At 37.7% G+C, this 13,517-nt stretch carries 16 protein-coding genes; 15 read left to right on the forward strand and 1 reads right to left on the reverse strand.

The window, feature by feature from the left end; translation table 11 throughout:
• Positions 1–18 precede the first annotated feature (18 nt).
• Genes SUSAZ_00910 through SUSAZ_00955 form a run of 10 tightly spaced genes read left to right on the forward strand, consistent with a single transcriptional unit; the run spans position 19 to position 9,364 of the window.
• Complete coding sequence (locus SUSAZ_00910) at positions 19–834, forward strand: transketolase (protein AHC50690.1); 816 nt, start codon at positions 19–21, stop codon at positions 832–834.
• Positions 803–1,744: a transketolase gene (locus tag SUSAZ_00915; GenBank protein ID AHC50691.1), complete on the forward strand. Its 942-nt coding sequence runs from the start codon at positions 803–805 to the stop codon at positions 1,742–1,744. Before SUSAZ_00910 ends, SUSAZ_00915 begins: the two co-directional genes overlap by 32 nt.
• Positions 1,741–2,766 (forward strand): chorismate mutase, encoded by a 1,026-nt coding sequence (locus tag SUSAZ_00920; GenBank protein ID AHC50692.1) that lies wholly within the window; start codon positions 1,741–1,743, stop codon positions 2,764–2,766. The genes SUSAZ_00915 and SUSAZ_00920 overlap by 4 nt, the downstream gene beginning before the upstream one ends.
• 3 nt (positions 2,767–2,769) lie before the next feature.
• Positions 2,770–3,762, forward strand: a complete 993-nt coding sequence (locus SUSAZ_00925; GenBank protein AHC50693.1) for a 3-deoxy-7-phosphoheptulonate synthase — start codon at positions 2,770–2,772, stop codon at positions 3,760–3,762.
• Complete coding sequence (locus SUSAZ_00930) at positions 3,759–4,820, forward strand: 3-dehydroquinate synthase (GenBank protein AHC50694.1); 1,062 nt, start codon at positions 3,759–3,761, stop codon at positions 4,818–4,820. The genes SUSAZ_00925 and SUSAZ_00930 overlap by 4 nt, the downstream gene beginning before the upstream one ends.
• A complete protein-coding gene (aroE, locus tag SUSAZ_00935) occupies positions 4,808–5,599 on the forward strand; it encodes a shikimate 5-dehydrogenase (GenBank protein AHC50695.1) in 792 nt (263 codons plus the stop codon). The genes SUSAZ_00930 and aroE overlap by 13 nt, the downstream gene beginning before the upstream one ends.
• Positions 5,577–6,752 carry a chorismate synthase gene (locus SUSAZ_00940; GenBank protein ID AHC50696.1) on the forward strand — a complete coding sequence of 392 codons (1,176 nt, stop codon included), beginning with the start codon at positions 5,577–5,579 and terminating at the stop codon, positions 6,750–6,752. The genes aroE and SUSAZ_00940 overlap by 23 nt, the downstream gene beginning before the upstream one ends.
• The gene (locus tag SUSAZ_00945) at positions 6,725–7,510 is read left to right on the forward strand and encodes a shikimate kinase (GenBank protein ID AHC50697.1); all 786 of its coding nucleotides are present in this window, start codon (positions 6,725–6,727) and stop codon (positions 7,508–7,510) included. Before SUSAZ_00940 ends, SUSAZ_00945 begins: the two co-directional genes overlap by 28 nt.
• Positions 7,498–8,724 carry a 3-phosphoshikimate 1-carboxyvinyltransferase gene (locus SUSAZ_00950; protein ID AHC50698.1) on the forward strand — a complete coding sequence of 409 codons (1,227 nt, stop codon included), beginning with the start codon at positions 7,498–7,500 and terminating at the stop codon, positions 8,722–8,724. Before SUSAZ_00945 ends, SUSAZ_00950 begins: the two co-directional genes overlap by 13 nt.
• Positions 8,714–9,364: a 3-dehydroquinate dehydratase gene (locus SUSAZ_00955; GenBank protein ID AHC50699.1), complete on the forward strand. Its 651-nt coding sequence runs from the start codon at positions 8,714–8,716 to the stop codon at positions 9,362–9,364. Before SUSAZ_00950 ends, SUSAZ_00955 begins: the two co-directional genes overlap by 11 nt.
• Here SUSAZ_00955 and SUSAZ_00960 read toward each other — a convergent pair.
• Complete coding sequence (locus SUSAZ_00960) at positions 9,328–9,630, reverse strand: Rieske (2Fe-2S) protein (protein AHC50700.1); 303 nt, start codon at positions 9,628–9,630, stop codon at positions 9,328–9,330. The genes SUSAZ_00955 and SUSAZ_00960 overlap by 37 nt on opposite strands.
• Positions 9,631–9,790: 160 nt before the next feature.
• On the opposite strand from SUSAZ_00960, the gene SUSAZ_00965 reads away from it, so the two are divergent.
• The 5 genes from SUSAZ_00965 to SUSAZ_00985 all read left to right on the forward strand — a co-directional run bounded on the left by SUSAZ_00965 (position 9,791) and on the right by SUSAZ_00985 (position 13,515).
• Positions 9,791–10,081, forward strand: a complete 291-nt coding sequence (locus SUSAZ_00965) for a hypothetical protein (protein AHC50701.1) — start codon at positions 9,791–9,793, stop codon at positions 10,079–10,081.
• A gap of 2 nt (positions 10,082–10,083) precedes the next feature.
• Positions 10,084–11,736, forward strand: coding sequence for a DEAD/DEAH box helicase (locus SUSAZ_00970; protein ID AHC50702.1), 1,653 nt, complete (start codon positions 10,084–10,086; stop codon positions 11,734–11,736).
• Complete coding sequence (locus SUSAZ_00975) at positions 11,733–12,536, forward strand: thioredoxin (GenBank protein AHC50703.1); 804 nt, start codon at positions 11,733–11,735, stop codon at positions 12,534–12,536. Before SUSAZ_00970 ends, SUSAZ_00975 begins: the two co-directional genes overlap by 4 nt.
• Before the next feature lie 15 nt (positions 12,537–12,551).
• A complete protein-coding gene (locus tag SUSAZ_00980) occupies positions 12,552–12,779 on the forward strand; it encodes a hypothetical protein (protein ID AHC50704.1) in 228 nt (75 codons plus the stop codon).
• Positions 12,780–12,879: 100 nt separating this feature from the next.
• Positions 12,880–13,515, forward strand: a complete 636-nt coding sequence (locus tag SUSAZ_00985; GenBank protein AHC50705.1) for a superoxide dismutase — start codon at positions 12,880–12,882, stop codon at positions 13,513–13,515.
• The last annotated feature ends 2 nt before the right edge of the window (positions 13,516–13,517 follow it).

Consider the following 13,517-nt stretch of genomic DNA (forward strand, 5'->3'; position numbering starts at 1 on the left):
GGGCTAGATTTTGCGCCAATGGGTGAGCGTGATGGAATTCCAATATCTCTAGAAGAATTGAACAAATTAAAGGAAATTGCTGAAAGAGCTAGAAGAAAAGTAATAAGAATGTTATTCTACGATCAAACTATACATGTGGGTTCTTCTCTAAGTAGTATAGAAATATTGACCACTCTATTTTATAGATATGTGAAGGATGGAAAAGATCCTATAAATAGAGACTGGTTCATATTAAGCAAGGGTCATGCAGCTCCAGCACTTTATGCTATAATGTCAGAGAGAGGATTAGTCAGTGACGATGACTTATGGAAAATTCAAGATATCTCAGGAATGTTGCAAGGACATCCAGAGACGTTCATACCTGGTGTTGATATGTCAACAGGAAGCCTTGGTCAAGGATTAAGTTTTGGAATTGGTGTGGCACAAGGAATTAAAATGAGAGGAGGATCTGGTAGAGTTTATGTGGTTATGGGAGACGGTGAACAGGATGAAGGTCAAATATGGGAGGCAATGACACATGCAGTTGCAAGAAAATTAGACAATTTGATTGCGTTTGTAGAGATTAATGGATTCCAGTTAGATGATTCCACTGGTAGTGTAAAACCAAAGGAATTTCTACCTGACGTATGGAGGTCAGTAGGCTGGAAAGTGCTCAATTGTGATGGACATGATTTCATAAGCCTTATCTCTACAATAGATGAAGCAATAAAGGCTAAAGCACCAGTTGTAATATTTGCAAACACGGTTAGAGGGAAAGGTTTCCCAGTTATAGAAAATACCAAAAAACAGAGGTCGAGTCCTGATGATGCAAGGAAATATCTACTCAATGCGTGATACATTCGGCAAATTACTAGTCGAAATGGGAGAGAAGCTAAAGGATATAGTAGTGATAACTGCTGATGTTGGTGACTCAAGCAGAGCGTCCTATTTCAAGGAGAAATTTCCTGATAGGTACTTTAATGTTGGTATCTCAGAGCAGGACATGATAGACTTTGCAGCAGGTCTTTCAGCAACAGGATTTAAACCAGTTGTTGTGGATTTCGCAATGTTTTTAATGAGAGCATGGGAGCAAATTAGGAATGCTGTAGCCAGGATGAACTTGGATGTGAAATTCGTGGTTACACATTCAGGGTATAGTGATAGTGGGGACGGATCAAGTCATCAGTGTCTTGAGGACATATCATTAATGAGAGTATTACCTAATATGAAGGTAATAATACCTGCAGACCCAGCAGATATAAAGAGAAGTTTTCCCGTGATAATGGAAGAACTAAGAGGACCGTTATACTATAGAGTAGGAAGAGAGTATTCACCATCAATTACTGATGGTTTAGAATATGATTTCAAATTGGGCAAAGCTTACGTCCTTAAAGAAGGAGATGATGTTACAATAATGGGTGCAGGTGTGGTTCTCTGGGACGCATTAAGGGCTGCAGAGGAACTTGAAAAGAAGGGAATAAGTGCGTCGGTGATTAACCTGTTATCAATAAAACCAATCGATGAGCAAACCATAGAATATTATGCCAGAAAAACAGGAAGGATTGTCACCATTGAGGAGCACAGTATCTATGGAGGCATAGGCTCTGCAGTGTCTGAGGTGGTGGTTAAGAGATACCCAGTTCCTATGAGGTTTGTTGGGGCTACTGGTTTTGGAAGGAGTGCAAGGAGTCAGAGAGACTTACTGGACTTTTACGGAATAAATTACAAATCGATAATAAGTTCCGTAATGGAGTTGTTGAAATGAATGAACTAGAAGAGTTGAGAAAAGAAATAGAGGAGATAGATAGTCAAATTTTAAGTTTAATCGCAAAAAGGCTTCAGGTTTCTTCTATGATAGGAGAGGTTAAAGGTAGGATGGGTTTTAACGTTACGGATGAAAAAAGGGAGGAATATGTTAAGGAATATTGGACTGAGAAGGGTAGAAGACTAGGAATTCCAGAATCCTTAGTCTCATCTGTTCTCACTAACCTAGTTTCTTACTCAAAGATGTTTCAAGTTAAAGACTCGAAGAAGAGAAGAGTCACAATAATAGGATATGGTGGAATGGCAAGATCCTTATCATCTCTCTTTCATCTTTCTGGTCATAATGTGGTAATTACAGGCAGAGATAAGAGAAAGGCTGAGAGACTTGCAAATGAATTTAAGTTTGTCTATATGGAAGAAAAGAGTGCACTGGACTGGAGTGAATATGTTATACTTTCGATTAGTCCCAGTGGACTGGACTACGCAGAGAGTGTTTTAAGATATGCTAAAGAAAAAGTTGTGATGGATATTTTTTCTACTAAATCTAATACATTTCGAACACTTCAGACCCTATCTGAACAGTTCTCATTTGAGTATATTTCAACTCATCCTCTTTTTGGTCCTATTTTATATCCGGTAGGGGAGAGAATAGCTGTGATACCCTCCCAGAAATCCACGAGAACACAAGAGGTTATAGAGTTTTGGAGAAAGTGTGGTTTAGTACCTGTCTTGACTACTCCAGAGGAACATGACAAAGTTATGGCTATAGTCCAAGTTTTGGCTCATTTCTACATGTTAGGTCTGTTACGAAGCTCAAACACGTTAAAGAAGGAGTTGGAAGTTGGTAATAAAATAGATGAATTACAGACTACTAATTTTAGAGAGATAGGTAAGATATTAGATAGAATTAACTCCTTACTCCCCGTTATTTTGGAAATTCAGAAGGATAATCCTTATGCCCATAAGGTGAGAGATTTAGGTATGAGAGAACTTCAAGATGTTTTGAAAAGTCTAGGTGAGTGAAACATGCTCCTAATTCTTAAACAAAACGCAAATTACTCTTCATTAAAAGAAAAACTAAATAATTCGTCTGCTTCATATAAGTTTCTAGATCTATACGGTAAAAAACTTGTAGTTACCTGGCCTGATACTTATGTAGAAAACATAAAGGATGAGAGCATAGAGATAGCTGTTAAAAGTAAGCGTCAATTTCCACTAGTGAGCAATGAATGGAAAAAAGATCCCACTATTGTTAAAGTTAAGGATGTAGAAATAGGTGGGGACAGGTTAGTTGTTGCTGCAGGACCATGCGCAGTTGAGGACGAGGAACAAGTCTTAACTGTTGCCAAGGCTGCCAAAAGAGCTGGAGCAAAGCTTCTGAGAGGAGGTGCTCTAAAGCCCAGAACCAATCCCTACTCATTTCAAGGACTAGGGGAGAGAGGGTTAGAGATACTCAGAAAGGTAGGAGACCAAGTTGGACTCCCTGTAGTTTCAGAGATAATGGATACTAGGCAAATAGACATGTTCAAAAAGTATACTGATATGCTCCAAATTGGTGCTAGAAATGGTCAGAACTTCGATTTACTTAAGGAAGCTGGGAAATCTGGGATGCCAGTATTATTGAAGAGGGGTTTAGGTAACACAGTAGATGAGTGGCTACTAGCGGCTGAGTATTTGCTTTTGGAGGGTAATGGTAACGTGGTATTATGTGAAAGAGGGATTAGGACATTTGAAAAGGCTACGAGATTTACTATGGATATAGGAGGGATGATAGCTGCTAAATTACAAACTCATTTACCCATATGTGCAGATCCAAGTCACCCTGCAGGTAAAAGAGAATTAGTTCATTCCCTTGCCTTAGCTGCTGTTGCTGCTGGTGCAGATATGTTATTAATTGAAGTTCATCCAAATCCCGAGAAGGCACTTAGTGATTCAGAGCAACAATTAACACCAGACTCATTCGAACTACTAATGAATAGGATAAGAGCTTTAGCTAATGTTCTAGGTAGAAAGGTATGATAAGATTTAGTGAGAGTATTACCTCTCAACAGGATATAGATGTAGTAGTTGGAGAAAACGCATTAAGTTATCTGAAAGAAATACAAGATAAAAAAGCCATATTTTACTCAAGTAGCGTGAACATAGATTTTATTAAACCTCATCTTAAGGGAGAATATACCCTAGTTCCCATCAAGGACGGGGAGGAAGCAAAGGATATTCAGTATTCACTTGAGCTCCTAAAGGTTCTATTTGAAGGAGGTTTTGATAGAGGGGACTATGTAATTGCAATTGGTGGAGGGTCTGTAACGGATACTATTGGTTTTATAGCCTCCACGTATATGAGAGGCTTAAATCTAATCAATGTTCCCACCACCCTTCTTGGAATGGTGGATGCTGGAATAGGTGGAAAGAATGGAGTCAATTTTGGCAGAATTAAAAACATCATTGGAACTTTCTATCAGCCTAGAGCAATTATTGCAGACTTGAGGTTTTTAATATCATTACCCTCAGAGGAGGTTAGGAAAGGTCTAGCAGAGGTCATAAAATATGGTTTAGTGTTAGATAAAGAATTGTATGACTTCCTTGCTCTAAATAAGAATTCAGTGTTAAGCAAAGACCCTGAATCGTTGGAGTATGTTGTACAGAGATCCATACAGGACAAGCTGAGTGTGGTTAAGGAAGATGAGAGGGAGACAAAGGGAGTTAGAATAGTTTTGAACTTTGGTCATACTATTGGGCATGCTATTGAAGCTGGATCAGGATTTAGTATACCTCACGGTTATGCAATATCTGTGGGTATGGTCTGCGAGGCTAAAATAGCTGAGGAGATGGGCTATTCTGAGGAAGGGGTAGTTGAAGATACTGTGTGGATACTTTCACACTATAACTTGCCAATTAGTATTGATGAGTTGTCCTCTAAGATTGACCTCAAAGAGGCTTTGTTTGCACTATCAAAGGATAAGAAAGTGAGAAATGGAGTACTATTGATGCCCTTTCCCACAAGGATAGGAGATTGGAAAAGAGTGGAAGTACCAATTGAGACTTTAAAAGGGTTTGCTGAGCAATGCTTGAAATAAATAATGACACAAAACTTTTTGGAGTCTTAGGAGAAAACATACCATATACCTTATCTCCAGCTATACATAACTATGCATTTCAAAGATTAGGAATTAATGCAGTTTACCTGAGATTTGATGTAAGAAGGGATAAATTTGACTCCATAATAATAGGGCTATTGAATATAGCTTTAGGCTTGAATGTTACAATACCTTATAAAGAGGATGCAGTTAAGTATCTCATTGGCGTTTCTGAGGAGGCTAGAGTTATTGGAGCTGTGAACACTATTTATAACCTAAATGGTTACAACACTGACTACATAGCCATTTATAATTTGATAAAGGAGAAGCTAATTGATAAACCTTCAATATGCACAGTTTTTGGAGCTGGTGGTGCAGGGAGGGCTAGTATATACGCATTGCTGAAATTAGGCTGTGAGGTTCATGTGATAAATAGATCCTTAGAAAGGGCTCAGTCCCTAAATAGAGATTTTAAAGAATTTGGTTATGATATTAAGATAAGTTCTTCATGTAAACCTGGAGATATAATAGTTAATGCTACCCCAAATTCTAGCTACGTCCCAGATGAGTGCATAAGGGGAAAACTCGTTGTAGATTTAGTTTATAATCCCATAAAGACTCCACTCATATTGAAGGCTGAAAACAGAGGTATAAGGTCTATAAATGGTTTGGAGATTTTGGTACGTCAGGCGATGGAGGCTGAAAAGATTTGGTTTGGTAAATCGTTAAGTGATGAAGAGGTGGTGAAGTTCTTATATGCCAGGAAACTCGTTAGGTAAGATGTTTAGAATTACCACATTTGGAGAGAGTCATGGTCCAATGGTAGGTGTAGTTATTGACGGCGTTCCTGCAGGACTTTACATAAGTAAGGAGGATATCGAATTTGAATTGAGTTTTCGAAGACCAGGTAAGCAATTCGTTAGTGGAAGGAGGGAGAAGGATGAGCCTGAAATTGTCAGTGGGGTTTATAATGGTAGAACCACAGGTGCCCCGCTAACTATCATTATTAGAAATAATGATGTGATCTCCTCACTATATGAGGAAGTTAAACATAAACCCAGACCAGGACATGCTGACTTACCGTATATCATGAAATACGGTTACGAGAATTGGGACTATAGAGGAGGAGGGAGATCTAGCGCAAGGGAGACCGCATCTAGAGTAGCAGCCTCTGCAATAGCCAAGAAATTACTCATGTTGACCGATACTGTGATAGGTGCACATCTGAAGTCTTTGGGTCCAGTGGAACTTAATGAAGATGTTTCCTTCAGGGAAATATTTTGTTCTAAGTACAGCCCCGTGAGGGCTAGTAAGAAATGGCTTGAGGAGAAGTACGAGGAACTGATCAAACAAGCTACAGTTGAAGGGGATAGTTGGGGAGGAGTTGCTGAGGTTATTGCAGATAATGTACCGATAGGTTTGGGTGAGCCAGTTTTTGATAAACTGAAGTCTGATTTGGCTAAGGCTTTACTTTCAATACCTGCAGTTGTTGGTTTTGAGTATGGGTTAGGATTTAAAGCAAGTAAAATGAAGGGTAGTGAGGCAAATGATGAAATAGTTATTAAGGATAATGGGAAACTGGGATGGCGATACAATAGAGCAGGAGGTATATTAGGTGGTCTTTCAAACGGCGAGAAATTAGTATTGAGATGCGGATTTAAGCCTACTAGTTCAATTAGAAAACCTCAGAAAACTATAGATTTACGTACCTCTGAAGAGTCTACTATTAGTGTGATAGGTAGGCATGATCCTGCGGTAGCAATAAGAGGTGTCTCTGTAGCCGAAGCAATGGTTGCCTTAGTGTTAGTGGATCATGCACTTAGATCTGGTTATATTCCACTTGTAAAATTAAGTGAAGATCAAGCTAGGATTATAGAGGAGAAATGGAGGAGGTATGTAGAGGAATGCAAACCTATGCAGGAATCTCAGTAGTAAACGCACTGCCAGGCTGGTACGGTTCATCAATGGCAATTGACTTAAAGGTAGAGGTGAAAGTTAGTGAGACTGATTACTGTGAGAGTCAAGATATATTGATAGATACTATAATTCAATTCTTCAGACAAAAGTACAACCTACCTTGTATGAAGGCTGAAATAAACTCAGAGATTCCTCCAAAAGGAGGTTTGAAAAGCAGTAGTGCTGTTTCCACTGCGTTGATAGCTGAAATTATGAGAAGGTATAAGATAAACGATATTGATCCACCAAAATTATCCGCAATACTGTCATTAAGGGCAGGCGTGAGTTATACTGGTGCTTACGATGACGCTACATCCTCATATTATGGAGGGGTCACATTTACCTTTAATAAGGAATTCCAGTTAATTGAAATAAAAGAGCCACCTGATATCTCAATAGTTTTACTTCCTAGAGGAAACAGACAGGTGAAAATTGATCTCAACCATTTAAAGAGATATGCTGGTCTATTCCAGGAAATATTCAATGTCGCAAGAAAGGACATAATTACGGGTATGAGGCTTAACGGAATTGCTATAGCTGAGATATTAGGTTATGACACTTCTCCCATAAAGCAAGCTTTGAAAGGTGGCGCATTAGCTTCTGGTATATCTGGTAATGGACCGTCAATTTTTGCTGTAACAAAGCCGGGAGACGAGGGTAAGATAATCGATATTTTCTCGGATTTTGGAGAGGTATTAGTAACCAGGGTGGTTGAGCCACGATCACTAGAATAAACAAGTCCAAAATCTCAGGGATCATAAAGGCTCCTCAGTCTAAGAGCCTCGCAATAAGACTGATACTGTACTCGCTACTATCTAATGTTATCCTAAATAACCTTTCCCTGTCTGAGGACACTAAAGTTGCAATAGACGTGGTAAAGGACATTGGAGTGAATATAAGTGATAATCTTAGCCTTAAGAAAGGTGAAAAATTAAGAGTGCCGCAATACCTGAATTTTGGCGGTTCTGCTACTACTCTTAGAATGATGATACCCATTTTATCAGTTTTAGGAGGAGAAGTGGTTTTAGACGGGAATGAAAGTCTAAGGAAGAGACCTATAACTGCAATAGTGGAAGCCCTAGAGGGGCAAATAAGGTTTTCATCAAATTATCTTCCAGTTACCATGACTGGAAAACTAAAGGAAAATTATGTGAGAATAAGGGGAGATGAGAGCAGTCAATACATCTCTGGGTTTATATATGCCTTTTCTTTAGTCAACGGTGGGGATATTGAGATTATTCCCCCGTTATCTTCGAAGAGCTACATATATATGACTATTGATTTGATCAATTCACTCGGCGGTAATGTGAAGTTTAGTGGAAACAGGATTAGGGTAGAAAGGGGGGAGTTTGTAGAGTTTAAAGGAGATGTTCCAGGAGATTATGCATTAGCTTCATTTTATGCTATTGCCTCTGCAATAACTGGAGGAGAGATTCAAATTAAGGGACTGTATTCTCCTCCACATTACGATGGTGACCACAGCATTGTAAAAATAATTAAGAATATAGGTGTAGACTCTAGAGTCGAAGGTAACTCATGGATTGTATCAGGGAACGGAATTATAAAGGGAATAAAGGTGGATGTGGACGATATGCCTGACCTTGCACCATCTATAGCTTGTATTGCACCCTTTGCGACCTCAGGAACTGAAATTACTGGAATTAAGAGATTGAGAATTAAGGAGAGTGATAGGGTAAGTACAATAAAATCCACCCTGGAGTCTTTTTCAGGTAATGTTGTTGTTGATACAGATTCTATTAAAATATTTCCATCAAAGTTGACTGAAGGTAGTATAATATGTCCCAATGATCACAGAATAGCAATGATGGCAGGAGTGATATCCCTGAAGACGGGGGGTACTATTGAAAAAGCTGAATGTGTGAATAAGAGTAATCCAAGTTTCTGGTCAGACCTAATTAGTTTAGGTGGTGATATACATTTCACCTAAGCTCGTTGTTGCCTTACCTGTTAAGGAATTAAAAGATTTAGATAGAATTGAATTGCTTATAAAGGACGTTGACTTGGTAGAACTTAGACTAGATTATCTTAGCAAATTTGACGTTGATATTTTAGATTCAGTCTCAAAATACAAGGAAAAGTTGATTATAACCCTAAGGGATAAGAATGAAGGAGGAGTAAATTATATAGATCCTGTTTTTAAGGCTTACTTTGTCAGACATATGGAAAGAGAGAAATTTATGTATGATATTGAGGCAAGATTTGCATTAAGATATCAAGTCAATGTTAAAGACAAGATAGTTTCAATCCATTATTTTGATAATGTGCCTGAGTTTACAGAGGTAAAGGAAATTTTTGATAAATTCGATGAAGCATATCTTAGAAAAATAGCTGTAATAGCCAAGAGAGGTTATAAGGAACTATTGATGAGAGTTCTGGATAATTACGATAATGCAGTTGTTATGCCTATGGGTGTTAATGGAGTAGAGAGAATAGCCTTCTCTCTTCTGGGATCTAAGTTGATATATGCCCATGCTGGCGAAGAAACTGCTAAAGGGCAGTTACATTATAAGGATGTGAGAAGAATCTTAAATCAACTTTCCACAATTATGTCTTCACCATCAACCTGAACGCGGTACAGTTTCAATGGTTTCTTGGTTGCTCCTTTGATTGCTCTTCCGTCATTGATGGAGAAGTGTGTGAAATGACATTGGCATACTAATTCTTCTCTAATCACTACACCTACTTTGTACAGGTCACAACCCAGGTGGGGGCATCTACTTTGGAATGCATAATACTTTCCTCCTCCCAGGTAAAGCAAAATTACTTCCTCATTTCCAATGGTTACTTTTTTCTTTTCACCTGGTTTTAGTTCAGAACGCCTAATCCTTAACATCTTCTTACTGGAAATTTATAAACACGCTGGCTAATTAAAACATTAATACCGAATATTAAGCATCTAGTATTGTTTTTTATATATTCCACCTAACTTTATATGCAATTAGTTTATAATGTTAAAAAGATATAATATATCCTAGGTAAAGGAGTGAAAAAATATGAGTAGTACTGAGGAAAAAGTGTTAGAGAAACTCGATTATAGAATCCTTGAGATTAATAATATTTCAAGATCAGCAGATGTCAGCTGTATAATAATAACCAACAGACCTCCAGCAAGTGAAATTATTGAGGATATTAAAAAGACAGTGAGTGTTTTATCAGTTTTTTCGTTTTTGTCTACTATAAAAGCGAAAGGTAAAGTCAAGGATTTCATTGAATTGGCTAATAAAGATTATGTTAAGTTCATTATGTTAGATGAAGTTTTAGTCAAGCTTGAAGAATTAATGTAATGTTGAAACTCAGGGATTGGCAAGAAAAATTAAAGGACAAAGTTATAGAAGGACTTAGAAATAATTGTTTGGTTGCCTTAAATGCTCCCACTGGTAGTGGGAAGACTATATTCTCTCTTTTGGTTTCTTTGGAGGTTAAACCGAAAGTATTGTTCGTAGTCAGAACACACAATGAATTTTACCCAATTTACAGAGACTTAACTAAAATACGAGAGAAGAGAGATATCACTTTTTCTTTTCTTGTAGGTAAACCCTCATCATGTTTATACGCCGAGAAGGGAGCAGAAAGTGAAGATATTCCATGCAAATATTGTGAGCTTAAGGGCTCTACAGTCGAGGTAAAGACCGATGACTCTCCATTGTCCTTAGTAAAGAAGTTGAAGAAAGAAGGACTCCAGGATAGATTCTGTCCCTACTACTCCTTACTCAATTCCTTATATAAGGCAGACGTTATAGCCCTAACTTATCCATATTTCTTTATAGACCGTTATAGAGAATTTATTGATATAGATTTAAGGGAATATGTGATAGTCATAGACGAGGCTCATAACTTAGATAAGGTAAACGAGCTTGAAGAAAGGAGTCTAAGTGAGATTACGATTCAAATGGCGATAAAACAAAGTAAAAGTGAAGAGAGCAGAAGGATATTAAGTAAATTGTTAAATCAGCTTAGGGAAGTCGTCTTACCTGATGAAAAATACATCAAAGTGGAGAATGTTCCTAAGTTATCAAAGGAGGAACTCGAAATCTTAGCTGATGATTATGAAGATATTAGAAAAGATAGTTTAAAGCAAGGCAAGGTAAATAAAATTCATATAGGTTCTATTCTGAGGTTCTTCTTTCTGTTATCTACAGGCTCATTTATTCCCTTTTCATATTCTAAAAGACTCGTCATTAAAAACCCAGAAATATCTTATTATCTAAATCTACTTAATGATAACGCATTGTCAATAATTCTAATGTCTGGTACATTACCGCCTAGTGAGTACATGGAAAAGGTTTGGGGTGTAAAGAGAAACATGTTATACCTTGATGTAGAAAGGGAAATACAAAGGAGGGTTTCTGGTTCTTACGAGTGTTACATCGGTGTCGACGTTACCTCTAAATATGATATGAGAAGTGACAATATGTGGAAGAGATATGCTGACTATCTTCTAAAAATATACTTTCAAGCTAAGGCAAATGTTTTGGTAGTATTTCCGTCTTACGAGATAATGGAGAGGGTTATGTCTAGGATTTCATTACCTAAGTATGTTGAGAGTGAAGACTCTTCAGTAGAGGATCTATACTCTGCAATCTCGGTAAAAAATAAAGTCCTGATAGGGAGTGTAGGAAAAGGAAAATTAGCCGAAGGCATAGAATTAAGGAACAATGATAGAAGTTTAATTTCTGATGTGGTAATTGTAGGTATACCTTACCCACCACCTGATGATTACTTGAAAATTTTAGCTCAAAGGGTTTCGTTGAAGATGAATAGGGAAAATGAGGAGTTTTTGTTTAAGATCCCAGCTTTAGTTACCATAAAACAGGCTATAGGAAGGGCTATTCGTGATGTAAATGACAAATGTAATGTATGGCTTTTGGACAAGCGTTTCGAGTCCCTTTATTGGAAGAAAAATCTAAAATGTTTGAATGCGAATAAAATGAAGCTATGAGTAAAGTAGAGATTTTTACGCATAAGACTTGTACTGAGTGCGGTATTTTAATGGAATTTCTGGAGAGGAATAGACTTCTAGGAAAAGTGACCATAATAGATACAGAACTATATCCATTTTTAGCCTTCGAGAGAGGAGTGATTTCAACTCCCTCAATATTCATTGATGGTAAGCTAGTATATGCTGGAGTAGTTGATTATGACGAGCTCCTGAAAATATTGCAGGACGAAAAGGTTAATGTGGAGGTAAATAAGGACGAATTGGTAAATAAACTGATGTTTGGCGTAGTTAATTCCTTTGCAGCTACAGCTTGGCTCTATGTAAATAGAGATTTTGATGCTTTAATGGCTCAAAAGGACTTTGTCTTGGCTGTTACAGGTTTATCACTCGTTGATGACAAAAGTGCTGATGAGTATTACACATATCTCAGAAATGTAATTGTGAAGGAAGGGGAGAAATATGTTGATGAGTGGAAAGAGAAGATGTTAAGAGTTATTGCTACTAATTTCATTAGAGAGCTTTACTTGCTCTATAGGAAAAAGCTAAGTGATGAAGAGATTATGAGGAAATATCCATTGGAAGTCTTTGCCCACTGGCTAATGATCAGAGGAGGGGCTGTGGGCAGGGTCGGTCTAAGAATTCATCCACTCTCCGATAATCAAGTGTTGGAGAAGATCAGTGAGGTTTACGTCTATACATTGTCTAATGCAAAACAATTGTGGGATAAAGTGATAAAAGAACAGGAAGAGTTGGCGAAGAAAAGTGCTTTATATGAGCAGGCAAGATTCATAAGTATCTAAAAGGTGATAATAATTATGAGTCAACAATTAAGACTGGATTTAAGAGGAAAGAGTTGCGACGAATATATCTTGGAGATCTCAAAGGTACTGGTTAACATGAAACCTGGTGACATATTGAACATAATAGCTGATAAGGATAGGATAATGTGCACGCATCAGTTACTCAGAAATGCACCAAGATACTTATTTAAGGGGGACGTTGTAGATGACCATGCTGAGATATCCATAAGGAGGTTAAGATGATTAGGTCGTAAATTTGTTGTTATTGTTAGATAGTAATAATTTTCATGTTAAAACCTATTTCTAATCAAAATATTTAATCCACCATTGGCTATTTGTTTGTATGACCCAAGTTATTCAGTTAAAAAGATATGAATTTCCGCAACTCCCATACAAAGTAGATGCACTGGAACCCTATATCAGTAAAGATATAATAGATGTCCACTATAACGGGCACCATAAGGGATATGTTAATGGTGCAAACTCCCTTCTAGATAGATTAGAGAAATTGATTAAGGGCGACCTACCTCAAGGACAATACGATCTACAGGGTATATTGAGGGGTTTAACATTCAATATTAACGGTCACAAGTTACATGCAATATATTGGAATAACATGGCTCCTGCTGGTAAGGGAGGAGGAAAGCCTGGCGGTGCTTTAGCTGACCTGATCAATAAACAGTACGGAAGCTTCGATAGGTTTAAACAGGTATTCAGTGAATCAGCCAATAGTTTACCTGGATCAGGCTGGACTGTACTATACTATGATAACGAGTCCGGTAACCTACAGATAATGACAGTGGAGAACCACTTTATGAATCATATTGCAGAGTTGCCAGTGATCTTGATAGTAGATGAGTTTGAACATGCATATTATCTTCAGTACAAGAACAAGAGAGGAGACTATCTGAACGCCTGGTGGAATGTAGTAAATTGGGACGACGCCGAAAAGAGATTGCAGAAGTATCTAAATAAGTAAGT

The sequence above is a fragment of the Sulfolobus acidocaldarius SUSAZ genome (genome assembly GCA_000508305.1).
GTDB classification, from domain to species: Archaea; Thermoproteota; Thermoprotei_A; order Sulfolobales; family Sulfolobaceae; genus Sulfolobus; species Sulfolobus acidocaldarius_A.

Coding starts and splice junctions, on each gene's coding strand:
- SUSAZ_00910 (AHC50690.1), top strand. CDS start 19: ATGGGTGAGCGTGATGGAATTCCAATATCTCTAGAAGAATTGAACAAA.
- SUSAZ_00915 (AHC50691.1), top strand. CDS start 803: ATGATGCAAGGAAATATCTACTCAATGCGTGATACATTCGGCAAATTA.
- SUSAZ_00920 (AHC50692.1), top strand. CDS start 1,741: ATGAATGAACTAGAAGAGTTGAGAAAAGAAATAGAGGAGATAGATAGT.
- SUSAZ_00925 (AHC50693.1), top strand. CDS start 2,770: ATGCTCCTAATTCTTAAACAAAACGCAAATTACTCTTCATTAAAAGAA.
- SUSAZ_00930 (AHC50694.1), top strand. CDS start 3,759: ATGATAAGATTTAGTGAGAGTATTACCTCTCAACAGGATATAGATGTA.
- aroE (AHC50695.1), top strand. CDS start 4,808: ATGCTTGAAATAAATAATGACACAAAACTTTTTGGAGTCTTAGGAGAA.
- SUSAZ_00940 (AHC50696.1), top strand. CDS start 5,577: ATGCCAGGAAACTCGTTAGGTAAGATGTTTAGAATTACCACATTTGGA.
- SUSAZ_00945 (AHC50697.1), top strand. CDS start 6,725: ATGCAAACCTATGCAGGAATCTCAGTAGTAAACGCACTGCCAGGCTGG.
- SUSAZ_00960 (AHC50700.1), bottom strand. CDS start 9,630: ATGTTAAGGATTAGGCGTTCTGAACTAAAACCAGGTGAAAAGAAAAAA.
- SUSAZ_00965 (AHC50701.1), top strand. CDS start 9,791: ATGAGTAGTACTGAGGAAAAAGTGTTAGAGAAACTCGATTATAGAATC.
- SUSAZ_00975 (AHC50703.1), top strand. CDS start 11,733: ATGAGTAAAGTAGAGATTTTTACGCATAAGACTTGTACTGAGTGCGGT.
- SUSAZ_00980 (AHC50704.1), top strand. CDS start 12,552: ATGAGTCAACAATTAAGACTGGATTTAAGAGGAAAGAGTTGCGACGAA.
- SUSAZ_00985 (AHC50705.1), top strand. CDS start 12,880: ATGACCCAAGTTATTCAGTTAAAAAGATATGAATTTCCGCAACTCCCA.